Here is a 24,147-nt window from a genome sequence, read left to right as displayed (position 1 = left end):
CTCGAGGGCGCAGAAGGGCATGGTCTCGTCTCCAGGGGGTGGCGGGCGATCGCCCGCCACCCCCTGGAGACGAGACCATGCCCTTCTGCGCCCTCGAGAGCCTCCGCTGATGGAGCTGGGCATCGCCGCGATCGTCGGCGTCTCGGTCCTCGTCGCGGTCGCCGTCTTCTCGCGGCGCCTCGGCGTCGCCGCCCCGATCGTCCTCGTGCTCGCCGGCGTCGGCCTCTCGTACATCCCCGGGGTGCCGGAGGTGGTCGTCCCGCACGAGTGGGTGCTCGACGGCGTGCTGCCGCCGCTGCTCTACGCGGCGGCGCTCAGCGTCCCGTTCATCGACTTCCGCCGGAATCTGACCACCATCACCGGCCTGTCGGTCGTGCTGGTGCTGATCTCGGCGGCCGGCGTCGGCGCGCTCCTCTTCCTCCTCCTCCCCGAGCTCGGGCTGGGCCTGGCGATCGCCGTGGGCGCGATCATCAGCCCGCCCGACGCCGTCGCCGCGACCTCGGTCGGCCGGCGGCTCGGCCTCCCGCCGCGGCTGCTCACCCTGCTCGAGGGCGAGGGGCTGATCAACGACGCGACCGCGCTGGTCCTCCTCCGCTCGGCCCTCGCCGCCGCCGCGGGGACGCTCGCGACGCCGTGGGCCGCGATCGGCGACTTCCTCTACGCGGTCGTCGTGGCCGTCGTGGTCGGGTTCGTGGCCAGCGTCGTCACCGTCTTCGTCCGCTCGCGGCTCGAGGACCCGGTGCTCAACACCGTCCTCTCCTTCATCGTCCCCTTCGTCGCGTTCATCCCCGCCGAGGGCCTGGGCGCCTCGGGCGTGCTCGCCGTGGTCGTCGCCGGCCTGCACACCGGGCACGCCTCCTCCCGCGCTTTCACCGCCCAGTCGCGGGTGAACGACCGGATCAACTGGCGGACCGTGCAGTTCCTGCTCGAGAACGGCGTGTTCCTGCTGATCGGTCTCGAGATCCGCTCGCTGATCCACGACGCCGACAGCGCGCGCCTCTCCGTGCCCGGAGCGGTCGGGATCGGGCTGATCGCGGTGGTCGGGCTGATCGTCGTGCGCTTCCTCTGGGTCGGGCCGGTCCTCCTCGGCGAGCGCTGGCAGACCCGCCGGGCCGAGCGCCGGGCCCGCGAGCAGAAGGAGCTGCTCGAGTCGCCCGAGGCGCAGGAGCTACCGAAGGAGGAGCGCGGCCGGGCGAAGCGGCGCTACCTGCTGCGGCGCAGCGACTACCGGCACTTCAGCCGCAACGGCATCGGCTGGCGCGGCGGTCTGGTGCTCGGCTGGTCCGGGATGCGCGGAGTGGTGACCCTCGCGGCCGCGCAGTCGCTGCCCGAGGACATCCCGTACCGTCCGCAGCTCGTGCTGATCGCCTTCACCGTGGCCGTCGCGACCCTGCTGATCCAGGGCAGCACGCTGCCGCTGCTGATCCGGGCGCTGGGCATCCGCGGGATCGACGTGCCCGAGGACCAGCGCGCGCTCGCGGGCCTGCTCGACGAGATCACCGAGAAGGGCCTCTCGGTGCTGGAGCGCCCGGGCGACGCCGTCGAGGGCGCCGACGGCGTCGCTCCGGACGTCCTGGAGCGGGTGCGCCAGACGTCGTTCCTCCGCTCCGAGGCCGCCTGGGAGCGCTCGCGCGGCACGGAGCGGTCGATCGCGGACACTCCGCACCGCCTCTACCGGGCGCTGCGCCTCGCCGTGGTCGCGGCCGAGCGGGAGGCGCTGCTGGACGCGCGCTCGCGCCGCGCCTACCCGCAGCGCATCCTCCGCGACGCCCAGTCGCTGCTCGACCTCGAGGAGACGCGGCTGCGGGTCCGGCGGGGCTCCGAGTCCTGAGGGCTCGGGATCGTGACGATCGCTCCCGGGGATGCCCGCGCTGATCCGCGCCCTGTGGAGGAGCGCCGAGCTCCTCGAGTGCGCCATCCGGATCGACCCCTCGGACCACGGCCGTCCGGCATCCCCGGCATAGCCCGCCGATGCGTCACCCCCCGTTAAGCCCGCGCTCCCCGCTTCCTCTGGCACTGCCGTCACCCCGCCCGTAACCTGCGGATCGCCTGAGAACCGCAAGCTCGATTCGCCCGCACTCGAAGAGGGGTGGCGGGCCGGGGCGGATCCCCTCGGGCGATATCACGAGGGCCGATCCGCGCGCCAGCCCTCGCAGAGAGGGCAGACGGGGCGCTGAGAGGAACGCTATCCCGTGCGGCGCCGGAGCGCACGCCTCACTTCGTTCGAGTGCTCTCAGGTCCAGTCGAGAGCGGAGCGCTCGGCCCAGTAGCGGGCCGGATCCACGGCGAGCGCCGGGAGGTCCGGGTGCTCCCGGGGCTGCGCGCGCAGGTTGGCCCGCAGCTGCTCCGGAGTCGCCGCGCCGCTCAGCACGACGTCGGCCCAGGGCTGCGCGAGGACGGCCCCCAGGGCGACGGCGTCCGGCGCGGCGCCGGCGTGCTCGATCGGGTGCGCCACGAGCCTCCCGTTGGCGAGGGCCTCCTTGACCACCACCAGCCAGCCGTCGTCGTGCGCGGCGGCGAGCGCCCGGCCCGCGGACTGCTCGAGCGGGTTCCAGGTGCTCTGGACCGCGCTGAACGGCGACTCCGGGATCGCGCGGGCGAGCTCGATCACGCGCGCCTGCTCGGGTCCGCTGGTGGAGAGGCCGACGCGCACTCCGGAGCCGGCGAGGCCGCGCAGTCGGTCCAGCAGCGGGCGGTCGGTGAGTGCCGGGCTCTCGGGAGTGATCGAGTGGACGAGGTAGGAGTCGGGCGCCGAGCCGAGCGCGTCGAGCGTGAGCGGCCACTGGCGGTCGAGCATCGCGACCGAGTGCTCCTTGCGCTCGTGCACCGGCGCATCCATCGCCCACCCGCCGACGTACTCGTAGCCCCACTTCGACTCGATCGTGAGCGCCGCCCGCCGCTCCGGATGCCGGGCGAGCCAGCCGCCGAGGAACTCCTCCGCCCGCCCGTAGGAGCGCGCGGCGTCGAGGAAGCGGACGCCGGCGTCCCACGCCGCGTCGAGCAGCAGGTGCGTGCGCTCGCGCAGCGCGTCGACGCTCCGCTCGGCCGCGGGGCCGAGGTCGTCGTCGCGCCCTGCCGTGATGTACGCCGGCCGGCCCACGGCCGCCAGCCCGATCCCGAAGCGCTGCATCCCGCCCACGGTACGCCCGTCCCGGAGCTGCGGCAGCCGCTAGCGTCGAGCGGTGACCTCCGCCCTCGACCGCAGCATCCTCCGGCTCGCCGTCCCGGCGCTGGGCTCGCTGGTCGCCGAGCCGCTGTTCCTGCTCACCGACTCCGCCCTGGTCGGCCATCTCGGCGCCGTCCCGCTCGCCGGGCTCGCGCTGGGCGGCACGGTGCTGCAGACGATCGTCGGCCTGATGGTCTTCCTCGCGTACAGCACGACTCCGCGGGTCGGCCGGGCCCTCGGCGAGGGCGACGAGCGGAGGGCCGTGGCGGCCGGGATCGACGGCGGCTGGCTGGCCCTGCTCCTCGGCGCCGGCATCGCCGTGGTGGGCGCGCTGACCGCTCCGGCCGTCGTGGCGCTCTTCGGCGCGGAGCCGGCGGTGGCCGAGGCGGGCGTGCGGTACCTGGCGGTGAGCATGGCCGGGATCCCCGCCATGCTCGGCGTCTTCGCGCTCACCGGGCTCCTCCGCGGCTTCCAGGACACCCGCACTCCGCTGGTGATCGCCGCCGGCGGATTCGCTCTCAACGCCGCTCTCAACGCCGTGCTGATCTACCCGGCCGGCCTGGGGATAACCGGCTCCGCACTGGGGACGGTGATCGCTCAGTGGGCCATGCTCGCGGCCTACGCGGGAGTCGCGCTGCGGCTCGCCCGGAGGGTCGGCGCGCCGCTGCGGCCGCACCTCGCGGGCCTGGCCTCCTCCGCGGGATCCGGCGGCTGGATGCTGCTGCGCACAGCGAGCCTCCGCGCGGCGATCCTGCTCGCGGTCGCGACCGCCACCTCGCTCGGGGCGGAGGAGCTGGGCGCCTTCCAGGTGGCGATGACGCTGTTCTCGACGGTCGCCTTCGCCCTCGACGCGGTGGCGATCGCCGCGCAGGCGCTGCTGGGCCGCCTCCTCGGCGCGGGTGACGCCGAGCAGGCCCGCGCCGTCACGAAACGCTGTGTGACCTGGGGAATCGGTGCGGGGGTAGTGCTCGGAGCGCTGGTCACCGGTCTGAGCGGTGTCCTGCCGTACGTCTTCTCGAGCGACCAGGAGGTGCTGCGGCTGCTCCCCGCGGCGATCGCGGTCGTGGGCCTCACCGCTCCGCTCGGCGGCTACGTCTTCGTGCTCGACGGCGTGCTGATCGGCGCCGGCGACGGCCGCTACCTGGCGCTCAGCGGCCTCGCGAACCTCGCCGTCTTCGTCCCGCTCGCCCTGCTCGCCCCCGCCGCGCCCGCCGAATGGCGCCTCCTCGCGCTCTGGCTCGCCTTCGCCGTCGGCTTCCTCGGCGCCCGCGCGGTCACCCTCGGGCTCCGGGTCCGCAGCGACGTCTGGCTCCGCTGACCGCGCTCCTCCCCTGTGGAGAAGCCTGTGGACAACTCCGGTCAGCGCGGCGGTGCGCTGGTGTTCCCGCGGTGGAAGACGGCGTGGAAGCAGACCGCCTCCGCCTCCTCGTCGGCCAGGAGCGCGACCGCGGCCCGTCCCGCCGCACGGCCCTTCTCGACCGCGGGCTGGGCCATCGTCGTGAGGTCGTACTCGGCCGCGAGACCGGGCACCTGCACGCCGTCGAAGCCGACCACCGAGAGGTCCTCGGGCACGCGCAGCCCGCGCTCCTCCGCCGCGAGGATCACGCCCGCGGCCAGCAGATCGCTCTGCGCGACGACCGCGGTCGGCGGCTCCGGCCCCTCGAGCAGCGTGCGGCCCGCGGCGACGCCCTCGTCGACCGAGCTCGCCGCGGCGGCGACGACCGACGCGTCCGGGAAGACGTCCTGCACGCCGAGGAGGCGGTCGACCGGAGTGATGCTGGGGCTCGAGCGCCAGCCGGGCGGGATCGCGCCGCGACGGCGGTCCTTCGCGAACGGGAGCGAGACCACCGCGACCCGCTCGTGGCCGAGCTCGCGCAGGTGCTCCGCGAGGGTGCGGCTGGCCTCGCGGTTGTCGAGCGAGATCACGGCGCCGCCCAGCTCCGAGAGGCCTTCGACCACGACGACGGGCACCCCCCGGCGGCGCAGCACGGCGACGGAGTCGTCGACCGACGGGCTGCAGCCGACCAGGATCATCGCGTCGACCGGGGCGGTCGCCAGCAGGCCCGCGCCGTCGCCGGTCTCGGTGAGCAGCAGGATCCCGGCGTCGACCCCGCCGAGCACGTCGGCGATCCCGTCGAGCATGGCGATCTTGATCGGGTCGCGGAACGCGTGCAGCATCCGCTCGTCCACGACGACCCCCACGATCCCCGAGCGGCCGCGGCGGAGCGAGCGCGCCCGCGGGTCGGGACCGGCGTAGTCGAGCTCGGACGCCGCGCGCAGCACCCGCTCCTTCGTGGCCTCCGAGACGGGGCCGGAGCCGCTGAAGACCAGCGAGGCGGTGGAGGGGGACACTCCGGCCCGGCTCGCGACGCGGGCGAGCGTCGGCCGGGGGCTCTTGCGGGGTTCCACGTTCCTCCTCGTGGGGGCGGCGCGCTCGTCATCGGTTGACCGTCCCCGGGGTTCCGGATAGCTTAGACCGGCTCGCTTCGAATCGATTCGACCGTGCCTCTCGATCCGGTGTCCGGATCCCGCCCGCACCAGGAGAACCGCCATGACCTCGACGTCCGCGCTCACGCGCCCGCAGCTGGTCGCCTGGCGCAACGCCGTCTTCACGATCTTCGTCCTCAGCGGGATCTCGATCGCCACCTGGGTCTCGCGCACCCCCGCCATCCGCGACGAGCTCCAGCTCTCGACCGCCGGAGTGGGCCTGCTGATCCTCTCGATGTCGATCGGCGCGATCGTCGGACTCGCGTTCTCGACGCCGGTCATGGGCGCGATCGGCGCCCGGCGCGGCATGGCGCTCGGCCTCACCGTCTCGGCGGCGGGGCTCGCGGTGCTGGGCGTCTCGGCCGACGTCATCGGCGTCCTCCCCGCGGCCTTCGCCGGCATGGCGATGCTCGGCTTCGGCAACGGAGCGGTCGACGTGATGATGAACGTCGAGGGAGCGGCCAACGAGAAGGCCTTCGGCAAGACGCTCCTGCCGCTGTTCCACGCCTTCTTCAGCCTCGGCACCGTGGCCGGCGCGCTGATCGGCGCGGGCGCCTCCGCCCTGGCCGTGCCCGTCGCCGTCCACCTCGGCGCGATCGCCGTGGTGATCGCGGTGACCGCGGTGATCGCGATCCGCTTCGTCCCGGTCCGCGAGGAGCTCGACACCTCCGGCGCGGCGACCACCGTGAAGCCGCCGGTCCGCGAGCGCGTCGCCGCCTCCCTCGGCGTCTGGCGCGACGGCCGCCTCGTCCTCATCGGCCTGATCATGCTGGGCATGGCCTTCGCCGAGGGCTCCGCGAACGACTGGCTGACCCTGGCGATGGTCGACGGCCACGGCACCGACAAGACGACCGCCGCCGTCGTGTTCGGCGTGTTCGTCGCCGCCATGACCGTCGGACGCGTGATCGGCGGGCCCGTGCTCGACCGCTTCGGCCGCGTCCCGGTGCTGCGCGCCTCCGCCGGGCTCGCGATCGTCGGCATCCTGCTGTTCATCCTCGCCCCGGTCGACGCGCTCGTCGTCGTCGGCGCGGTCGCCTGGGGTCTGGGCTGCTCGCTCGGCTTCCCGGTGGGCATGTCGGCCGCGGCGGAGGGGCCGCACTCGGCCGCCCGCGTCAGCGCGGTGGCGATGCTCGGCTACGTCGCGTTCCTGGTCGGACCGCCGGCCATCGGCTTCCTCGGCGAGCACTACGGCCTGCTGAACGCCCTCTTCCTGGTGCTGGCCCTGGTGGTCGTCGCCGGGCTCGCCTCCCCCGCCGCCCGCAGCCGACGGAGCTGACCGCCCCGCTCCACGCGCCTCCGCAAGCCCCCGTGGGGCCCGGGCGCCCCGGCGCGCCTCCCCCTAGGCTTCCCAGGACGGCGGCGGAGGGGGAGCGGATGCGGTACCGAGCGCGCGACGGCGCCCTGCTCCACGTCGACGAGCACGGAGCCGGTCAGGGGCGGCCCCTGGTGGTCGTCCCCGGTGAGCCGGAGCGCCACCCCTCCTACCTCGGCTCGTTCGCCTCGATCGCCTGCACGCGCCGCGTCCTCGTGCTGCACCCGCGCGGAGTGGGCGACTCCGCGGAGCTGCCTCCCGCTCCCCCGGCCACGACGGCCGCCGACGTGGAGGACCTGCGCCGCCACCTCGGCGTCGACGAGCTCGATCTCGCCGCGCACGACTCCGGCTGCCGCGCCGTCCTGCTCGCCGCCGTGGACGCGCCCGAGCGCGTCGCCCACCTGCTCCTGATCGCCCCCGGCACCGCCTGGCTCGGGATCGACGACCGGGCTGCCGGTCACACGACTCCCGCCGGCTCCGACGACACCGCGGCGATCCGCGACGCTCTGCAGCGCCTCGACTGCCCCGCGGTCGTCCTCGGCGGCGAGGACGATCCGGTGACGGGCGTCGCCGCTCTGGAGGCGCTCACCGCGCTCCTGCCGCAGGCGAGCCTGGCCGTCATCGAGTCGAGCGGCCACCACCCGTGGGCGGAGGCGCCGGCCGAGTTCGCGGTCGCGCTGCGCGCCTCGCTCTCGGTGCCGCCGCCCGCTCCTCCGCTCGGCCGCCGGCCTCCCGTCGCCGCGCACTGAGCCGGGAGCCCGCCGGGGCCGTGCCGTCTATCCTCGACGGGTGCGTCTCGTCATCGCGCGCTGCTCCGTCGACTACACCGGCCGTCTCAGCGCCCACCTCCCGCTCGCCACCCGCCTCCTGCTCGTCAAGGCCGACGGGAGCGTCCTCATCCACTCCGACGGCGGCTCCTACAAGCCGCTGAACTGGATGAGCCCGCCCTGCACGCTGATCACGGGCGAGCCCGACGAGGAGGCGCGCGCCGCGGGAGTGACGCAGCAGTGGACCGTCGCGCACCGCAAGACCGGCGACGCTCTCGTCGTCTCCATCCACGAGGTGCTGCACGATTCGGCGCACGAGCTCGGCGTCGATCCGGGACTCGTGAAGGACGGAGTGGAGTCGCATCTCCAGCGCCTTCTCGCCGAGCAGATCGGCCTCCTCGGAGAGGGGCACACTCTCGTCCGGCGCGAGTACATGACCGCGATCGGCCCGGTCGACATCCTCGCCCGCGATTCCTCGGGAGCCGCCGTCGCCGTCGAGATCAAGCGCCGCGGCGAGATCGACGGAGTGGAGCAGCTCACCCGCTATCTCGAGCTGATGAATCGCGATCCGCACCTCTTCCCGGTGACGGGAGTCTTCGCCGCTCAGGAGATCAAGCCGCAGGCGCGGACTCTCGCCGAGGACCGCGGAATCCGCTGCGTGGTGCTCGACTACGAGGCCATGCGCGGCACCGACGACTCCCACACGCGCCTGTTCTGACAGGCCCGGCGACAGGCACGGCGAAGGCCCCCGCGATCGGATCACGGGGGCCTTCCGCTCACCGGGCGCGAGGCCCGGGAATGCCGCGTCTCACCGGGCCGAGAGCCCGGCGGCCGCTACTTGTGCGCGGCCTGGTAGGCGGCCTGGACCTCGGAGGGGATGCGTCCGCGGTCGGAGACGGGGTGGCCGTTGGCGTTCGCCCACTCGCGGATGGCCTTGAGCTGCTTGGGGTCGCTCTTGGAGGCGGTCGCGACGCTCGTGGCGGCCGCGGGGCGCGAGCCGACGCGGCGGGCGCTCGAGACGAACTTCTCGAGCGCCGAGTGGAGCTCGGCGATGTTGTCGGGGCCGAGATCGATCTCGTAGTTGGCGCCCTCGATGCTGAAGCGGACGGTACCGCCGTCACCGGAATCGATAAGGGTTCCGTCGATATCGTCGACAAGCGTGATCTTCTGGGCCACTTTTCCTCCTGGAGTTCGCGGGACCGGACTGTCTCGACCCGGACCGGAAGAGACATTACCCCCTTTCACAATCGAGTGCGCCATGAATGGCGCCATTCGTCCCTTTCTCGCGCCATGTCGAGGGGAATGTTCAGGATAAGCGGAGGCAATCAGGGCGGAATCGAGCTGTTCGCCACCAGCCGTCGAATAGAGGACACGGTGTCCGCAGACGGCCGTAACGATTCCGGACACCGATCGCGCGCATTCCCGGGAACCGGACCCGGCGATTCCGATCACGCCCCGGTCTTCGTTAGCGTGGAGTCATGGCACGACGAGGCGGACCCCCTGCACGCCCGGCGCGACCCGGTCCGTACCGCAATGCGGAGGCTCGGGAAGCACTGGAGGCGCTCGTCGCCGCTCCCACCGCCGAGGCCGTCGACCGGCTGCTCGAGGCCTGCCTCGACGGCTCCCTCGTGGTCGACGTCACGGGCTCCCAGCCCGGAGGCGTGCCGCACGTCCGCACCGTCGCGACGACCACCGGGGAGCAGGTCCTGCCGCTGTTCACCTCCACGGACGAGGTGCGCACCGCGGTCCCCCGGCAGCAGCATCCGCGGGTGCAGATGCTGGTCCTCCCCGGACGCGAGGCCTTCGCGCTGATCCGCACCGCCGACTTCGTCGCCGTGCAGCTCGACCCCGGCTCGATCGCCCAGGTCGTCACTCGTTCGTTCGTCGAACGGGCTCTGGACGCCGAACGGCCGTAGAGTGTGGCCCCCGGCGGGGCAGCGCCGGCGTCACCCCGTCCTCCGAGGTCAGGAGCCCGCCATGTCCGACACGACCCTCGCCGCCACCGGCCTCGACGCGCGAGCCGGCACCTGGTCCTGCATCCTGTTCGACCTCGACGGCACGATCACCGACTCCGCCCCCGGCATCACCGGCACCCTCGTCGAGACCTTCGTCGAGCTGGGCCGCCCCGTGCCCGCTCCGGCCGAGCTGCTGGCCTACGTCGGCCCTCCGCTGCTCGAGGCGTTCCGCGAGCTCGGCGGGATGACCGTCGAGGAGGCGCAGGCGGCGCTCGTGGTCTACCGCCGCCGCTACAACGCGGGCGGACTGTTCGACTCCTCGGTCTACCCGGGGCTGCCCGAGGTGCTCGCGCGCATCGCCGAGGCCGGCGTGCCACTCTCGCTCGCGACCTCCAAGCCGGAGTCGGCGGCCACGCGCATCCTCGAGCACTACGGCCTGGCGCAGTACTTCACGGTGATCTGCGGCGCCTCCGAGGACGAGGTCCGCAGCGCCAAGGCCGACGTCGTGGAGGAGGCGCTGCGCCGGCTCCGCGAGCTCGGCGTCGACCTCTCGGCGCCGGTGATGGTGGGCGACCGCGAGCACGACGTGCAGGGCGCCGCCGCCCACGGCGTGCCGACGATCATGGTCGAGTGGGGCTACGGATCGCCGCTCGAGGCGGTCGGGACGATCGCGCTGGTGTCCGGCGCCGAGGAGCTCGCGGACCTCCTGCTCCCGTGACCTGCGTACGATGAGGGCATGACTGGTCTGGGCGTCGTCCTCTCGTTCGTGCTGTTCCTCGGCGGGATCCTCGTTCTCGGCAACTCGTTCCTGCTGCCCGACATCGCCGGATTCCTCTTCGTCGGCGGCATCCTGATGATCTCGGGATCGCTCGCCGTCGCGTTCCACGTCCTGCCGAAGTCGCAGTAGCCGGGTCGCTCCGGGCGGCCGCCTCCGCGGCTCGCCGCTCCGCTCAGCCCAGCGTGCTCGCGTCGAGGTTGATGACTGCATTGATGTAGACCGCCTCGCCGGCTCCGGCGATCGTCGGGTTCATCCGGAGCAGCTGCTGCACCGGGATCCCGAAGCGCTGCGCGATGTCGAAGAACGTGTCGCCCTGCACCACGGTGTAGCTCACGATGTCCCCCTCCCCATCGCGGGTCGGCTCGCCGTTCGCCCCGGGAACCGCGCCGTTGTCGACCGCGAAGGCGGTCTCGGGGATGTCCGGTGTCGCGTTCGGCGTGAAGGTGACCGTCGCCTCGGGGACCGGCGCGAAGACCGTGGCCGTCGCTTGCGGGAGCGCCGCCGTGACGGTCGGGTCCGGCACCGGAGTCGGCGTCGCCGTGGCGAACACGGTGACCGTGACCGTCGGAGCCGGAGCGGGCGCCGAGCACCCCGCGAGCGCGAGCACACCGGCCAGTGCCGTCGCTCCGATGACCGTCCTGCGCATGTCCCCCGCCCTCCGCACGCCCCGCGGCGCCCGCTCCACCCTAGGAGACGGGGCGGCCGGGGGCACGTGCGCTGTCGCAGGAGGCCGGTGTGCGGATCCACCGTCGTGGAGGGAGCTCCGCGGTCGTCCGGGCCGGGTCGGCCTCACCGGGACCGGGTCACGACGGGGGCTCGGGGAGCAGGCGCAGCCCGCCGCCGCTGTTCGCCGCGTCCATCAGGAGCTCGACCCAGGTCGGGTTGATCGTCGGCTGCCGGCTCCCCGCGAAATGGAACTGCAGGGCGATGTTCGGGTTCATCCAGAAGGAGTGGCGGCCGCGCGCGCCCTCGGGCATCGAGTCGAGGGTGAGGCTGAAGCGCTCGTCGCGGCGGAACTTCGCGTAGATCACGATCTGGAGGTGGGCCAGGGTCCGGTCCTCGATCTCGATGACGGCGGGAGGAGTGCCGTAGAGGAATTGACCCATGCCGCCAGACTATAGGCCCCTCGGCTTATTACTAGTCCGTCTAGCTATTTGGCTGCGGAGGGTTCCGCGTCGTCCGCTTCGTCCGTATCGTGCCCGTCGCCGTGCTCCGCATCGATCTCGTCGACGGCCGCGCTCATCCGGCGGAGGAAGTTGACGACGACCTCGGCCTCGGGTGCGTCCAGGTCCTCGGCGATCTCGAGCATCCGGCGGTGCATCTCCTGGAGCGTGGCGCGCACCTCGTCGTCGCTGTCGACGGTCGCCTCCACGACGATCCCGCGCCGGTCGGTCGGGTTGGGCTTGCGCACGAGGTGGCCGCTGCGGACCAGGCGGTCGATGAGGACCGTGGTCGACGCGGACGAGATGGAGAGGTGCGAGGCCAGATCCTTGCCGGTCACCAGCTCGCCCTTGCGCTGCTGGCGGAGCAGGTACTGGATGGCGATCAGGTCCGTCTCGCCCATCGCCATCCGCTCGCGCGTGCGGCGGCGCATGGAGACCTCGGAGACGCGGTACGTGCGCATCGCGCTCAGCACCTCGACAGCGCGGCGGGTGGACGACTCGTCCGGGTACCAGTACCCGGCGCCGCTCCGCAGGCTCGTGTCGCTCATCCGCACATCCTAGACCGGCTGATCACCAGGCCGTCTAGCGAGTCGCCCGCGCCTACGCTGGACCGGTGACCGCCACCCTCGTCGCCAAGGGCCTCTCCGGAGGCTATGCGCACCGCACCCTGTTCGACGGACTCGACCTGACGGTCGCCCCCGGGGACGTGGTGGGCGTCGTGGGGGCGAACGGAGCCGGCAAGTCGACGCTCCTGCGCATCCTCGCGGGCGAGACGGCTCCGCTCGGGGGCTCCGTCGTGCTCGCGCCGGGCGACGCCTTCGTCGGCTGGCTGCCGCAGGAGCACGAGCGCCGCGAGGGCGAGACCGTGGCCGGCTACATCGCGCGCCGCACCGGCTGCGCCGAGGCCTCCGCCGAGCTCGACGCCGCCGCCTCCGCCCTGGCCGACCCCGATCCCGACGGCTCGATCGCCGACCGCTACGCCCTCGCGCTCGACCGCTGGCTCGCGAGCGGCGCGGCCGACCTCGACGAGCGCACCCCGGTCGTCCTGGCCGACCTGGGCCTGTCGCTCGGAGCCGCGGCCGCCTCCTCGACGATGACCTCCCTCTCCGGCGGGCAGGCGGCGCGGGTGGGCCTCGCGGCACTGCTGCTCTCGCGCTTCGACGTGGTGCTGCTCGACGAGCCGACCAACGACCTCGACCTCGACGGCCTGGAGCGCCTGGAGGCCTTCGTCCGCGGGCTCCGCGGCGGCGCGGTCCTCGTGAGCCACGACCGTGAGTTCCTCGCCCGCAGCGTGACCCGCGTGCTCGAGCTCGATCTCGCGCAGGGCACCAACCGGGTCTACGGAGGCGGCTACGACGCGTTCCTGGAGGAGCGCGAGACCGCGCGCCGCCAGCGCCGCGAGAAGTACGAGGACTTCGCCGAGCAGAAGGCCGACCTGGTCTCCCGCGCCCGCACCCAGCGGGAGTGGTCGAGCCAGGGCGTGCGCAACGCGATGAAGAAGGCCCCCGACAACGACAAGATCCGTCGCAAGGCCTCGGCGGAGTCGAGCGAGAAGCAGGCGCAGAAGGTGCGCCAGATGGAGAGCCGGATCGCGCGGCTCGAGGAGGTCGAGGAGCCGCGCAAGGAGTGGCAGCTCGCCTTCACGATCGGCAGCGCCCCGCGCTCGAGCTCGGTCGTCTCGACGCTGAACGGCGCGGTCGCCCGCCGCGGCGCCTTCACGCTCGGGCCGGTGTCGCTCCAGGTCGACGCGGGCGACCGGATCGGCATCACCGGGCCCAACGGCGCCGGCAAGTCGACGTTGCTGTCGCTCCTCCTCGGCCGCGCCGAGCCGGAGGAGGGCGGCGCCTCTCTCGGAGCGAGCGTGGCGATCGGCGAGATCGATCAGGCCCGCGGGATGCTCGCCGCCGACGTGCCGCTCGCGGACGCGTTCGAGGCGCTGGTGCCCGAGTGGCCGACCGCCGAGGTCCGCACGCTGCTGGCGAAGTTCGGGCTGAAGGCCGACCACGTCGGCCGCCGCGTCGGCGAGCTCTCGCCGGGCGAGCGGACCCGGGCCGCCCTGGCGCTCCTCCAGGCCCGCGGCACGAATCTCCTGGTGCTCGACGAGCCGACCAACCACCTCGACCTCGTCGCCATCGAGCAGCTGGAGGAGGCGCTCGAGGCGTACGAGGGCACCCTGCTGCTGGTCACCCACGACCGGCGGATGCTCGAGACGGTGCAGCTGACGCGGCACTGGCACGTCGAGGCGGGCGTCGTCACGGAGGCGTGACGCCCGCCGCCGCGTCAGTCCCCGGAGGCGCGCGCCGCCTCGTCCTCGCGCCAGCCGGCCTCCTTCTGCACGTACTCGTTGTCGGCGAACTCCGCGAAGTCGCTCTCGTCGGTGATCCGGCGCACCTCGAGGCGGTTGCCGGGCACCAGCGGGCAGCGCAGCGCCCACTCGCGGGCCTGCTCCTTCGAGTCGACCCCGATGATCCAGAAGCCGTTGAAGAGCGACTCGGTCGGGCCGTAGGCGCCGTCGACGACGGTCGGCGGCTCGGAGGAGAAGTCGACCACGAAGCCGGAGGAGGCGACGTCGTCGGCCAGGCCGTCGCCCGAGAGCAGCACGCCCGCCTCGATCATCGCCTCGTTGTACTGCCCCATCCGGGTGATGATCTCGTCGAACGGGATGGAGGCGTAGGCCTCCTTCGCCGCATCGGTCGCGCGCATGATCAGCATGTACTTCATCGGGTCTCCCTGGGGTCGGTGTGCGGGGGCGCAGGGCCTACTCTGGCCCATCCGGGGTGCCGGCGGAACGGTGGGTCCCGAGCGTCTGCGCCACGGGGGCGAGCGCGGAGCGACGGACCTTGCCCGCGTCGCTCCGAACGGGCTCGAGCACGATCCGGAGGGCCCGGAGGCGCCGCTCAGCGCCCAGCTCGGCGTTCGCCCGAGCGAGCAGACCGGCCGGGTCCACGCCAGCGTCGCCCACGTCGACGACCGCCTCCACCGCCTGCCCCAGCTCCGTGTCCGGCACGCCGAAGGCGACCGCCCCGCGGACTCCGGGCAGGGCCTCCAGCACCCGCTCGACCTCGGCCGGCCAGACGCTCACTCCGCCCCGGAGGATCAGATCGTCGGCGCGGTCGACCACCCAGAGCCACCCGTCCCCGTCGACGCGGCCGACGTCGCCGAGGGTGTCCCAGCCCTCCTCCGTCCGCCGCGAGCCCGCGCCGAGGTAGCGGTAGGCGGGGGCCTCGCCGCGGTGCAGCCAGATGCGGCCGAGCTCGCCGGTCGGAGCCTCCGTGCCGTCCTCCCGCAGGATGCGCAGGGTCGTCCCGCTGATCGGCCGTCCGACACTGCCCGGGTGCTCCAGCCACTCCCGGCCCGTGATCATCGTCAGTCCGTTCGACTCGCTGCCCGCATAGACCTCGACCACCCGCTCCGGGCCGAGCCAGCCGATCAGCGCCCGCTTGTCGGCGGGCGCGCAGGGCGCTCCGAGGTGCAGCACCGTCGCGAGCGAGGACACGTCCGCCCCCGACCGCTCGGGCGCAACCAGCAGGCGGCGGATCGTGGTCGGGACGAGCAGGGTCCAGGTGACGCGGTGCTCCTCGATCGCCGCGAGGACCCGGGCGGCGTCGAACCGCGGCAGCAGCACCAGGCGCTGCCCGGTCATCAGCCCGCGGAAGGCGTAGGTGAAGGTCGCCGAGTGCATCAGCGGGCCGCTCACCAGCTGCACGCCCTCGCGCGGCAGGAACGGCGCGACCGGCGCGTCCGGATCCAGCAGCGCCGGGCCCGCGGCCAGCACCACCTTCGGCCGCCCCGTGCTGCCGGAGGAGGTGGGCGCCTTCCAGGACGAGGCCCACCGGTCCTCGAGCGAGCCGGCCGGCACCTCCGGCCCGGGCCGCCAGTCGCCCGCGCGCCACGGGACAGCGGAGGAGGAGGGCGCGCCGATGACGAGCGCCGGCCGCGCGATCCGCTCCACCTCGGCGCGCTCCGCCGCCGACAGCCCGGTCGAGACCGGCTGCGGCACGGCGCCCGCCTTCCAGACCGCCGCGCAGACGACGAGCGCGTCCAGCGAGTTCGAGAGCGAGACGGTGACGAGGTCGTCGGTCCGGACGCCGAGATCGCGGTAGGCGCGGGCGAGGCGGGTGCTCTCGCGGTCGAGCTCCCCCGCCGTCAGCGCGCCCTCGTCGGCCACGGCGACGATCCGGTCGGGATCGGCGTCGGCGAGACCGGTGACGATGCGCGAGATCGACCGGCGGGTCACCGGCGGCGCCCGATCGTGTCCAGGCGGCAGGACGGAGTCATCCGGGCACGCCTGCTCGCGCGGATCCCGGCCCGTCCGGAGGAGTTCCTCCTGAGCTCTGAACCGAGCCGTCGAGCACCCGCTCGTAGAACCGCAGATGCGCGGCCGCGACGTCGTCCCAGGAGTGCGAGGCGGCCAGGGCCCGGCCGTCCGGCGAGGGCAGCGTCAGGGCCTCCTCCAGCGCGTCGGCGAAGGAGGCGGGGTCCCGCCCGTAGCGGACCGCGTCCCCGAACACCTCGTGGATCACCGGCAGCTCCCGCGCCACGACCGGCACCCCCGCGGCGAGCGCCTCCATCGCCGCCAGCCCGAACCCCTCCTTCACCGAGACGAAGCCCAGCGCGGAGGCGCCGGCGACGAGCGGAGCGAGCCTCTCCTCCGGAACGGTGCCGAGGATCACCGGAGCGATCCCGAGCTCGGCCGCCCTCCGGTCGAAGGCGGCCCGGTACTCGCGGTAGTCGAACAGGGTCTCGCCGCCGCCGAACACCAGCGCGACGTCGTGGCCGCGCTCGCGCAGCAGAGCCCACGCCTCGAGCAGCTCGATGCTGCCCTTCCGCGGCTCGATGCCGCCGAGGGCGAGGAGGTACGGGCCGAGCTCGGCCCGCCACCCCCCGGTCAGCGGATCGTCGACGGCGGCCGCGAACCGCGCCGCGTCGACACCGTTCGGGATCACGTCGGGCAGCAGCCCCCAGCCGGCGCGCACCTCCTCGGCGACCGCAGCGGACACGCACAGCCGGGTCAGGGGGAGCCGGACGGCGCGGTCGTGGCAGGCGCGCAGCTCCGGGGTGGTGAAGTCGTCCAGGTGGTGGATCGTGCGGATCGGCGCGAGTCCGGCGGCGAGCGCCGCGTTGGCCGAGATGCAGTCCTGCGCGTGGACGACCGGTGCGTCCTCGCCCCGCAGGGCCTCGGCCATCGCGGCGATGGACCGGACGATGCGGGCGCCGACCGGCTCGCCCTCGCGGTGCGGAAAGGGCACCACCCGCACGGTCACGCACGGATCGACGGGGCGGAAGAAGGAGTCGTCGCCGCCCCGGGCGAGCGTGCGCACCGTGACGTCGTGTCCGGCGCGCGCGAGCGCCTCGGCGAGGGCGAGGGTGTGCACCACCCCGCCGCGCGGCCGGGTGGAGTAGGTCAGCAGGCAGATCCGCATCTCAGCTCCGGTAGGCGTGCTCCGCGCGGTCGCGGAGGTGGTGCATCGTGCGGCGGGCGCGGGCGACGGAGCCGGCGACGTCAGCGGAGGCGAGCGCGAGCCCGCCCTTCGCCCAGGTCTTCGCGATGATCTCTCCCGCCGGATCCACGACCTTCGCCTGCCCGAGGAACCGCAGGCCGCCGAGCACGCCGGTCTGGTTCGAGGAGACGAGGTAGACCTGGTTCTCGGCGGCGCGGGCGCAGTCGTAGAGATCGAACAGGTGGGCCTGGCGGTCGTTGCGGATCCGATCGGAGCGGTCGGTCACGCTCGCGGGCCACGCGCTGAGGCAGGCCAGCACCTCCGCGCCGTCGAGGGCCAGCGAGCGCGAGGACTCCGGGAAGGTCTTGTCGAAGTCGATCAGCATCCCCATCCTCCCGATCGGCGAGTCGAAGGCGGCGAAGCCGCGACCCGGCAGGTACGCCTCGGACTCGCCCAGCGGCAGGTGGACCTTGCGGTGCGTGCCGATCACGCGCCCGCCGTGCACGCAGACCGCGGTGTCGTAGCGGACCTCGCGACCGCCCTCGAGCGCGCGCTCCGCGATCCCGAAGCACACGGTGAGATCGCCCGCCAGCTCGGCCACGCGGGCGACCTCCGGCCCATCGAGCTCGAGGCTCGGCGGCAGGTCCGGCCCGGGGTGCTGGAGGTCGAGCAGGTAGCCGCCGAGGGTCGCGTCCGGGAGCACGAGCAGGTCGACCGAGCGCTCGCGGGCGTGAGCGATGATGCCGGCGAGCTTGGCGAGGGTGCGGTCGATGTCGCGACCGAAGTGCGCTGCGACCGCACCCATCACCGTCTCCGTCATGCGAGGAGGCTATCCGGCGAGATCCGGCTCGCGCTCCCGAGCGAAGCGCCCCGCCTCGCGCACTCGCCGGACCTCCTCCGCCAGGTGCCCCGCATCGCGGGCGATCGCCTCGAAGCGGCCGGACCCCCAGGTGTGCAGCCACGGCAGCCCGAGGAACGACAGGCCCGGCACGCTCGTCACTCCGCGCTGGTGGGTGGGATGGCCGGCGCCGTCGAACACGCCGATCTCGACCCAGCGATAGTCGGAGCGGAACCCGACCGCCCAGACGACGCTGCCGATGCGCGCCAGGTCGAGCCCGGTCGCCTCGGACTCCGGCCGCCAGACCGGACGGCAGCGGTCCTCCTCGGGAGCGTCGATGCCGTGCGCCGCGATGTAGCGGTCGATGTCGTCCTTGATCGACTCCGCGACCGAGTCCGCGTAGTCGAGCGACGCCTCCGCCGTGGGGGCGAAGCGCAGCCGGAACCCCTCCACCCCGGCCAGTCGGCCGTAGAGGTGCATCCCGTCGCGGGCGAAGGCGCGCAGGTCGATGTCCCGCCCGCCCCCGCGCCCCGTCACGTAGTGGTTGGTCGACTCCCGCTTGGTGAGCCCGCCGACCTGCGCGTGGACGGGCACGTCGTACACGCCCATGTCCTGGAGCCAGGCGACGCAGTCGCGGCCCCGGTAGAAGCGCGCCACCCGCGGCGCGCTGCCGAGGGCGAGGTGGACCTCGCGCCCGGCGAGGAAGAGGTCCTCGGCGATCTGCGCGCCCGACTGCCCGGAGCCGACGACGAGCACGCCGCCGGGCGGGAGCGCCTCCGGCGAGCGGTAGTCGGCGGAGTGGAGCTGCAGCACGTCCGACGGCAGCCGCGCGGCGACGGCGGGGAGGACCGGGCGGTGGTAGCCGCCGGTCGCCACGACGACCTGGTCGGCCGTGATCGCGCCCGCGCTCGTGATCAGCTCGAACCCTCCCCCGGCGCGCTCGCGGAGCCGGCTCACCTCCACGCCCTCGACAACGGGGGCGTCGAAGCTCTGCGCGTAGCGGCGCACCCACGCGTGCACCTCGTCGCGCGTCATGAATCCGTCCGGGTCCGGCCCGTCGTAGGGGTACCCGGGGAGGCGGCACTGCCAGTTCGGCGTGACGAGGGTGAAGGCGTCCCAGCGGCGGTCGATCCAGTCGTGGCCGATGGTCGCGCGCTCGAGCACGACGTGCTCGATGCCGTCGTCGACCAGGTGCCGGCTGATCGAGAGCCCGGCCTGCCCGCCTCCGACCACCGCGACCTCGACGTGGCGCCCGGGCTCGATAGCGGCGCTCACGGCCGCACCCGCTGCCCGGCCGGAGCGGGCGGCTCCATCGCGAGCACCCTGACCGTGCCGCCCTCGAAGCGCTGCGCCGTGCGGAGGATGTCGGACTCCTGCTGCATCGCGGAGGTGCAGGCGAACCCGAACCGCTCCCGCACCCGGTCCGACGCGATGCGCAGCGCCTCACTCGAACGGGCGACGAAGTCCTCGAGCGAGTAGGCGGTCCCGGTCCCGAGGAACTCGTGCACGACCAGGCTCGGCGAGTAGCAGCGCTCCTCCGAGCCGTCCGGCCAGCGGACGTGGAAGGTCATCTCAGGCATGGACGAGTCCTCCGTTCCAGACCCGGTCGATGTCGTAGGCGTCGGGCCGCCGGTCGCGCAGGTGGAACATCCCGCCGCGCATCGCCTCGAAGGCGCCGCGCACGTCGATGTCGGCGACGGCCATGCCTGCTCCGAGCAGCGTCGTCGCGAGCACGTTGCCGCCGGGATCGACGACCTTCGCGTTCCCGACGTAGCGGAGCGAGCCGAAGGTCCCCGACTGGTTCGAGGCGAGCCAGAACACCTGATTGTCGAGGGCGCGGGCGATGTCGAACTGATTGAACCGGTACGTCCAGCGGTCCTCCTGCAGGTTCTCGGCCGTCGCCGTCCGAGCGGCCGGCCACGCCGAGAGCGAGGCGATGATCTCGGCGCCGTCCAGCGCCATCGACCGCGCCGCCTCGGGGAACGCCTTGTCGTAGCAGATCTGCAGGCCCACCCGGCCGACCGGCGTCTCGAAGGTGCCGTAGCCCGGGCCCGGCGAGTACGAGAGGTGCTCGCCCAGCGGCTGGTGCACCTTCCGGTAGCTGCCGTAGACCTGCCCGCCGTCCAGGAGCGCGGCCGCGTTGTAGCGGGTCTCGCCGTCGTCGTCGAGCTCGCAGAAGCCGATCGCCACCACCAGGTCGCCGACGATCTCCTGCACCCGCCGCAGCTCCGGCCCGTCCAGGCGCACCGCCGGCGGGAGGGAGCGGCGGGTGGTGGCGACCGTGTCGCCGTGGTTGCCGAGCGAGGAGAGGTAGCCGCCGATCGCGGCCTCGGGGAGCACCAGGAAGCGCACTCCCCTCTCGCGGGCCTCCTCGGCCAGGGAGGCGATGAGCGCGTAGTTCTGATCCAGGTCGCGGGTGAAGTTCGCCGCGACCGATCCGACGAGGGTCATCGCGATCGCCTACAGGTTGTAGGTGGAGTTGATGATCGCGCCCTTGCGGGCGTAGTGGATGAGCGCGTCCTGCACGTCGAGCGGGTGGCAGGGGATGCAGCCCTCGATCAGGTCCTCCTCGCGGAGGCCGTGGAGCGCCATGCCGAACCGGCAGACGAAGACGCGGTTCCCCTCCTGGATGAAGGTCTCGATGGCGTTGTTGAGGTTCTGCTCGCCGGGGAATCCGGAGTCGCCGACCGTCGGGAAGCCGCGGGTGGCCATCGCGTTGATGGTGCCGGGCCCGTAGAAGTAGAGCGCGGACTCGTAGCCCTTCCGCGCCGCGCGGGTGGCCTGGAGCACTGCGACGAAGCTGACCGAGGACTCGTGGGCGATGCCGTGCACGAGGGTCAGGTACGACTCCCCGGGCTCGGCCTGGTAGTCGGGGAAGACCTTGGTGGAGCCGTAGAGGTTGCTGCCGTTCGGGAGCGCCGGGTGGGCGATCTCGGAGCGCGACATCTCGATGTTGGCGCTGACCTGGTCTTCGATCTCCTGGGAGACGGACATGGTTCCTCCTGGTGTCGGTCCGCCGAAGCGGCGTGCGAGTGCATGGCTCCGGCGGGATGCGCTGAGACGACGCGGGACGACGTCCGCCGGGGTGGAGCAGTGGTGCGGAGTGGAACGCGTCCAGTCAACGGCCGGGATGTTTCGGAGTGGTTTCCACCGGAAGAAGCTCCCGTGACGGCGGATCCGTAACGAGACCGCGTTCCTCCCGTCACGAGGGCGAAACACGAGGCGCCTTGACTGGGGGGTGAGACGACCGCACCGACATCCCGGCCGCCGCTGTGCGCGGCCCGTCCGGCCCGCTCCGCGGTGCCACGAAGGAGTCCTCGTGACCGATCTCCGCAGTCCCTCCCCCGCGTCCTCGCCGCCGGCAACCGGTGCGGCGCACCCGGCCGCCGGCCCGCACCCGGTCGGCGGGGCGCACTCCCCGGGCGGGGCGCACTCGACCGGGATCCGCCGCACCGGCCCCTCCGCCCTCCGCACTCGCGTCGACATCGCCCTGCAGGGCATCCGCGTCGAGGCACCGGTGCACCGCGAGGCCGGCGCCGGCCCGAGCGACGACGGGCACGTGATGCTCGGCGGCCTGGGCGCCGCGATCCCGGTGAACCCCGACAGCCCCTACGTGGTGAGCGGGAACCGCCTCCTGCTCGAGGGCGCCGACATCGGCCTGGACGTGACTCCCGTCCGCCGCCCGCGCTTCTACGATCTCGACACCGCCGACGGCGTCTCCTACGAGAAGATCGCCCGGCTGCACGGCCGTGACATCCTCGCGACCACCGTCGTCCAGACCTGCATGCGCTATGACGAGGCGGAGCGCTGCCGCTTCTGCGCGATCGAGGCCTCGCTCGAAGCCGGTGCGACCATCGCGGTCAAGACCCCGGCCCAGCTCGCCGAGGTCGCGGAGGCGGCGGTCCGCCTCGACGGCGTGCGCCAGATGGTGATGACCACCGGCACCTCCAAGGGCCGCGACCGCGGAGCGGCCCACCTCGCGCGCTGCGTCCGCGCGGTGCTCGCGGCGGTCCCCGGGCTGCCGATCCAGGTGCAGTGCGAGCCGCCCTCCGACGTCTCGGCGCTGCAGGCGCTGAAGGACGCGGGCGCCGTCTCGATCGGCATCCACGTGGAGTCGATGGACGACGCGGTGCGGCAGCGCTGGACCCCGGGCAAGGCGCGGGTCAGCCTGGACGAGTACCGCTGGGCGTGGCGCGAGGCAGTGCGGATCTTCGGCCGCAACCAGGTCTCGACCTACCTCCTGGTGGGCCTCGGCGAGGACCCGGACGAGCTGGTCACGAGCGCCCGCGAGCTGATCGGGATGGGGGTCTACCCCTTCGTGGTGCCCTTCCGTCCGCTGCGCGGGACCCTGGCGACCGAGGTCGACCACGTGCTCCCGCCGGCCGGGTCACTGCTGGAGCGGGTCAGCGCCGAGGTCGCCGCGCTCCTGATCGAGGCCGGGATGCTGAGCAGCGGGCAGAGTGCGGGCTGCGCGGCGTGCGGGGCCTGCGGCGTCCTGAAGACGGCCGGCGCCTGATGGTGGAGCTCTCGATCCTCGAGGGTGTTCGGGTCGCGCCTGCGTTCACGGTGGTGCGGGCGGAGGAGCGCGAGCTCGCCGCGCACCGGGCCCTGCGGCGCGAGGTCTTCGTCGCCGAGCAGGGGCTGTTCGCGGGCGACGACCACGACGACGCCGACGACGATCCGCGCTCGGTGGTGCTCGTCGCGGTGGCTCCGGACGGCGCGGTGCTCGGCGGGGTCCGGATCGCGCCTGTCGGCGGCGGACGCGATCTGGGCTGGTGGACCGGCAGCCGCCTGGTGGTGGCGCGCGAGGCGCGGGGCGGCTCCGGGATCGGTGCCGCCCTCGTGCGCGCGGCCTGCGCGGAGGCGGAGGCGCGCGGGGTGCTCCGCTTCGAGGCCTCGGTGCAGTTGCGCAACGAGGTGCTGTTCCGGCGGCTCGGCTGGCGGAGGATCGGCACGAGCACCGTCGCCGGAGTCGAGCACGCCCGGATGCGCTGGCCGGTCGACCGGCTCGACCGGGCGGCCACCGCGGCCAAGGCGGCCCTCGGCGCCCTTCTGGCTCCGCTGGCGGCCGAGGGGGGCCTCGGTGGGGCCGGCTTCGTCGGCGACGACGGAGCACCGGTCCCGGGCAGCGACCTGATCGCCGTCTGCGACGCGATCGTCCCGTCCATGGTGGAGCGCCACCCGGAGTGGGCGGGGTGGTGCTCGGTGCTGGTCAACGTCAACGACCTCACCGCGATGGGCGCGACCGGCATCGGGCTGATGGACGCGATCGGCGCTCGCGACGCGGCCGCCGCCGCGCGCATCGTGAGCGGTCTGCGGGCCGCCTCCGCCGCCTGGGGCGTCCCCGTGCTCGGCGGGCACACCCAGCTCGGAGTGCCGGCGGCCCTGAGCGTCACCGGTCTCGGCCGTACCGCGGCGCCGGTGCCGGGCGCCGCCGCTCCGGGCGACGAGCTCTCGCTGACGGCCGACCTCGGCGGCGGCTGGCGGCCCGGCTTCGCGGGCGCCCAGTGGGACTCGACGTCGTCCCGGCGCGCGGAGGAGCTCCGGGCGATGGCCGCCTCCGTCGGACTCGCGCGGCCGAGGGCGGCGAAGGACGTGAGCATGGCCGGGCTGGTGGGGACGGTCGGCATGCTCGCCGAGGCCAGCGGAGGAGGAGCGGTGATCGACCTCGCGGCGGTCCCCGTCCCCGAGGCGGCCGGCACCGCCGACTGGCTCGGCTGCTTCCCCGGCTTCGCGATGATCACCGCCGACCGGCGGGGGGAGTCGCGGATGGGCACACCCTGGACCGCGACGGCCGCGGTGGGGAGCGTCGTCACGGAGCCGGGCGTGCGGCTGCGCTGGCCGGACGGCGAGGAGACGACGGCGATCGCCGGTGCGGTGACGGGGCTCGGCGCAGCGGGCTGACGGGCCGGGCCGGAGGCGAATCGTCCTCGGCGCGGCCGTGAGACGCAACCCCGCGCAGATCCTCGCCGAGCGGCGGAGACTGGCGGCGGCCCGTTGCTCGACGGGCGCTCATCGACGGAAGGAACGACCCCATGGTGGATCTCGGAGGACTCGCGGACAAGGCGAAGAACGCCGTGAACAGCGACAAGGGCGAGGAGCTGACCGACAAGGGACTCGACAAGGCGGGCGACGCCGCCGACTCCGCGACCGGCGGGAAGTTCGCCGGCCAGGTCGACAAGGCCCAGGAGGCCGGCGACCAGCACGTCGGCAACGACTGACCGCCGGGCGGCCCTTCCG

The 24,147-nt window shown here is 73.7% G+C and carries 26 protein-coding genes; 12 read left to right on the top strand and 14 right to left on the bottom strand.

Features of this window, described 5'->3' with window-relative positions; genetic code table 11:
• Positions 1–109 precede the first annotated feature (109 nt).
• Entirely contained in the window at positions 110–1,831 is a 1,722-nt protein-coding gene (locus tag C5D09_RS06145; protein ID WP_104268840.1) for a sodium:proton antiporter, read from the top strand.
• Positions 1,832–2,233: 402 nt separating this feature from the next.
• On the opposite strand, the gene C5D09_RS06140 is transcribed toward C5D09_RS06145, so the two are convergent.
• The gene (locus C5D09_RS06140; RefSeq protein WP_104261413.1) at positions 2,234–3,130 is read right to left on the bottom strand and encodes an aldo/keto reductase; all 897 of its coding nucleotides are present in this window, start codon (positions 3,128–3,130) and stop codon (positions 2,234–2,236) included.
• Between the two features lie 52 nt (positions 3,131–3,182).
• Here C5D09_RS06140 and C5D09_RS06135 point away from each other — a divergent pair, with 52 nt between their 5' ends.
• Positions 3,183–4,484 carry an MATE family efflux transporter gene (locus tag C5D09_RS06135; RefSeq protein ID WP_104247566.1) on the top strand — a complete coding sequence of 434 codons (1,302 nt, stop codon included), beginning with the start codon at positions 3,183–3,185 and terminating at the stop codon, positions 4,482–4,484.
• Between the two features lie 41 nt (positions 4,485–4,525).
• On the opposite strand, the gene C5D09_RS06130 is transcribed toward C5D09_RS06135, so the two are convergent.
• Complete coding sequence (locus tag C5D09_RS06130) at positions 4,526–5,575, bottom strand: LacI family DNA-binding transcriptional regulator (protein WP_258066926.1); 1,050 nt, start codon at positions 5,573–5,575, stop codon at positions 4,526–4,528.
• Between the two features lie 142 nt (positions 5,576–5,717).
• Here C5D09_RS06130 and C5D09_RS06125 point away from each other — a divergent pair, with 142 nt between their 5' ends.
• The 3 genes from C5D09_RS06125 (at position 5,718) to nucS (ending at position 8,450) form a co-directional block, all read left to right on the top strand.
• Positions 5,718–6,929 (top strand): MFS transporter, encoded by a 1,212-nt coding sequence (locus C5D09_RS06125; RefSeq protein ID WP_104225755.1) that lies wholly within the window; start codon positions 5,718–5,720, stop codon positions 6,927–6,929.
• Positions 6,930–7,027: 98 nt separating this feature from the next.
• Entirely contained in the window at positions 7,028–7,714 is a 687-nt protein-coding gene (locus C5D09_RS06120; RefSeq protein WP_104268838.1) for an alpha/beta fold hydrolase, read from the top strand.
• Positions 7,715–7,754: 40 nt separating this feature from the next.
• A complete protein-coding gene (gene nucS / locus C5D09_RS06115; protein ID WP_104222623.1) occupies positions 7,755–8,450 on the top strand; it encodes an endonuclease NucS in 696 nt (231 codons plus the stop codon).
• A gap of 116 nt (positions 8,451–8,566) precedes the next feature.
• Here the strand turns inward: nucS and C5D09_RS06110 are convergent, their stop codons facing one another.
• Positions 8,567–8,908 (bottom strand): Lsr2 family protein, encoded by a 342-nt coding sequence (locus tag C5D09_RS06110; protein WP_104222624.1) that lies wholly within the window; start codon positions 8,906–8,908, stop codon positions 8,567–8,569.
• Positions 8,909–9,210: 302 nt separating this feature from the next.
• Here C5D09_RS06110 and C5D09_RS06105 point away from each other — a divergent pair, with 302 nt between their 5' ends.
• The 3 genes from C5D09_RS06105 to C5D09_RS17430 all read left to right on the top strand — a co-directional run bounded on the left by C5D09_RS06105 (position 9,211) and on the right by C5D09_RS17430 (position 10,594).
• The gene (locus C5D09_RS06105; RefSeq protein WP_104222625.1) at positions 9,211–9,648 is read left to right on the top strand and encodes an SseB family protein; all 438 of its coding nucleotides are present in this window, start codon (positions 9,211–9,213) and stop codon (positions 9,646–9,648) included.
• Between the two features lie 61 nt (positions 9,649–9,709).
• Positions 9,710–10,405, top strand: a complete 696-nt coding sequence (locus tag C5D09_RS06100; protein ID WP_104222626.1) for an HAD hydrolase-like protein — start codon at positions 9,710–9,712, stop codon at positions 10,403–10,405.
• Positions 10,406–10,423: 18 nt separating this feature from the next.
• Entirely contained in the window at positions 10,424–10,594 is a 171-nt protein-coding gene (locus C5D09_RS17430) for a hypothetical protein (RefSeq protein ID WP_159911733.1), read from the top strand.
• A 43-nt stretch (positions 10,595–10,637) separates the two neighbouring features.
• On the opposite strand, the gene C5D09_RS06095 is transcribed toward C5D09_RS17430, so the two are convergent.
• The 3 genes from C5D09_RS06095 to C5D09_RS06085 all read right to left on the bottom strand — a co-directional run bounded on the left by C5D09_RS06095 (position 10,638) and on the right by C5D09_RS06085 (position 12,176).
• Positions 10,638–11,111 carry a LysM domain-containing protein gene (locus C5D09_RS06095; RefSeq protein WP_104222627.1) on the bottom strand — a complete coding sequence of 158 codons (474 nt, stop codon included), beginning with the start codon at positions 11,109–11,111 and terminating at the stop codon, positions 10,638–10,640.
• A 157-nt stretch (positions 11,112–11,268) separates the two neighbouring features.
• The gene (locus tag C5D09_RS06090) at positions 11,269–11,571 is read right to left on the bottom strand and encodes an ATP-dependent DNA ligase (RefSeq protein ID WP_104225758.1); all 303 of its coding nucleotides are present in this window, start codon (positions 11,569–11,571) and stop codon (positions 11,269–11,271) included.
• Between the two features lie 44 nt (positions 11,572–11,615).
• A complete protein-coding gene (locus tag C5D09_RS06085) occupies positions 11,616–12,176 on the bottom strand; it encodes a MarR family winged helix-turn-helix transcriptional regulator (RefSeq protein WP_104250276.1) in 561 nt (186 codons plus the stop codon).
• Positions 12,177–12,241: 65 nt separating this feature from the next.
• On the opposite strand from C5D09_RS06085, the gene C5D09_RS06080 reads away from it, so the two are divergent.
• Positions 12,242–13,894 carry an ABC-F family ATP-binding cassette domain-containing protein gene (locus C5D09_RS06080; protein ID WP_104268837.1) on the top strand — a complete coding sequence of 551 codons (1,653 nt, stop codon included), beginning with the start codon at positions 12,242–12,244 and terminating at the stop codon, positions 13,892–13,894.
• Between the two features lie 14 nt (positions 13,895–13,908).
• Here C5D09_RS06080 and C5D09_RS06075 read toward each other — a convergent pair whose 3' ends face one another.
• The 8 genes from C5D09_RS06075 to C5D09_RS06040 are packed head-to-tail and all read right to left on the bottom strand — an operon-like array spanning position 13,909 to position 20,901.
• The gene (locus C5D09_RS06075; RefSeq protein ID WP_104222630.1) at positions 13,909–14,349 is read right to left on the bottom strand and encodes a YciI family protein; all 441 of its coding nucleotides are present in this window, start codon (positions 14,347–14,349) and stop codon (positions 13,909–13,911) included.
• A gap of 37 nt (positions 14,350–14,386) precedes the next feature.
• On the bottom strand, positions 14,387–15,865 hold the full coding sequence (locus C5D09_RS06070; RefSeq protein WP_104268836.1) for an AMP-binding protein: 1,479 nt from the start codon (positions 15,863–15,865) through the stop codon (positions 14,387–14,389).
• A 37-nt stretch (positions 15,866–15,902) separates the two neighbouring features.
• On the bottom strand, positions 15,903–17,051 hold the full coding sequence (locus tag C5D09_RS06065; protein ID WP_104222632.1) for an MSMEG_0565 family glycosyltransferase: 1,149 nt from the start codon (positions 17,049–17,051) through the stop codon (positions 15,903–15,905).
• Between the two features lies 1 nt (position 17,052).
• A complete protein-coding gene (locus C5D09_RS06060; protein WP_104222633.1) occupies positions 17,053–17,889 on the bottom strand; it encodes a carbon-nitrogen hydrolase family protein in 837 nt (278 codons plus the stop codon).
• 9 nt (positions 17,890–17,898) lie between these two features.
• Positions 17,899–19,182 (bottom strand): MSMEG_0569 family flavin-dependent oxidoreductase, encoded by a 1,284-nt coding sequence (locus C5D09_RS06055; protein ID WP_219813050.1) that lies wholly within the window; start codon positions 19,180–19,182, stop codon positions 17,899–17,901.
• Positions 19,179–19,487 (bottom strand): MSMEG_0570 family nitrogen starvation response protein, encoded by a 309-nt coding sequence (locus C5D09_RS06050; RefSeq protein WP_104222634.1) that lies wholly within the window; start codon positions 19,485–19,487, stop codon positions 19,179–19,181. The genes C5D09_RS06055 and C5D09_RS06050 overlap by 4 nt, the downstream gene beginning before the upstream one ends.
• On the bottom strand, positions 19,480–20,358 hold the full coding sequence (locus C5D09_RS06045) for a carbon-nitrogen hydrolase family protein (protein ID WP_104222635.1): 879 nt from the start codon (positions 20,356–20,358) through the stop codon (positions 19,480–19,482). Before C5D09_RS06045 ends, C5D09_RS06050 begins: the two co-directional genes overlap by 8 nt.
• A 9-nt stretch (positions 20,359–20,367) precedes the next feature.
• On the bottom strand, positions 20,368–20,901 hold the full coding sequence (locus C5D09_RS06040) for an MSMEG_0572/Sll0783 family nitrogen starvation response protein (RefSeq protein WP_104268835.1): 534 nt from the start codon (positions 20,899–20,901) through the stop codon (positions 20,368–20,370).
• A 325-nt stretch (positions 20,902–21,226) separates the two neighbouring features.
• Between C5D09_RS06040 and C5D09_RS06035 the strand changes: the two genes are divergently transcribed.
• From C5D09_RS06035 to C5D09_RS06025, 3 genes are all read left to right on the top strand, one after another.
• Complete coding sequence (locus tag C5D09_RS06035; RefSeq protein ID WP_258059779.1) at positions 21,227–22,423, top strand: MSMEG_0568 family radical SAM protein; 1,197 nt, start codon at positions 21,227–21,229, stop codon at positions 22,421–22,423.
• Positions 22,423–23,811 (top strand): MSMEG_0567/sll0787 family protein, encoded by a 1,389-nt coding sequence (locus tag C5D09_RS06030; protein ID WP_104222637.1) that lies wholly within the window; start codon positions 22,423–22,425, stop codon positions 23,809–23,811. Before C5D09_RS06035 ends, C5D09_RS06030 begins: the two co-directional genes overlap by 1 nt.
• 131 nt (positions 23,812–23,942) lie before the next feature.
• The gene (locus C5D09_RS06025) at positions 23,943–24,128 is read left to right on the top strand and encodes an antitoxin (protein ID WP_104222638.1); all 186 of its coding nucleotides are present in this window, start codon (positions 23,943–23,945) and stop codon (positions 24,126–24,128) included.
• Positions 24,129–24,147: the final 19 nt, after the last annotated feature.

This window comes from Rathayibacter sp. AY1C9 (assembly GCF_002932315.1).
Lineage (GTDB): Bacteria > Actinomycetota > Actinomycetes > Actinomycetales > Microbacteriaceae > Rathayibacter.
Note: the sequence above shows the minus strand (reverse complement) of the source record. Positions and strands in the feature narration are given on the sequence as shown.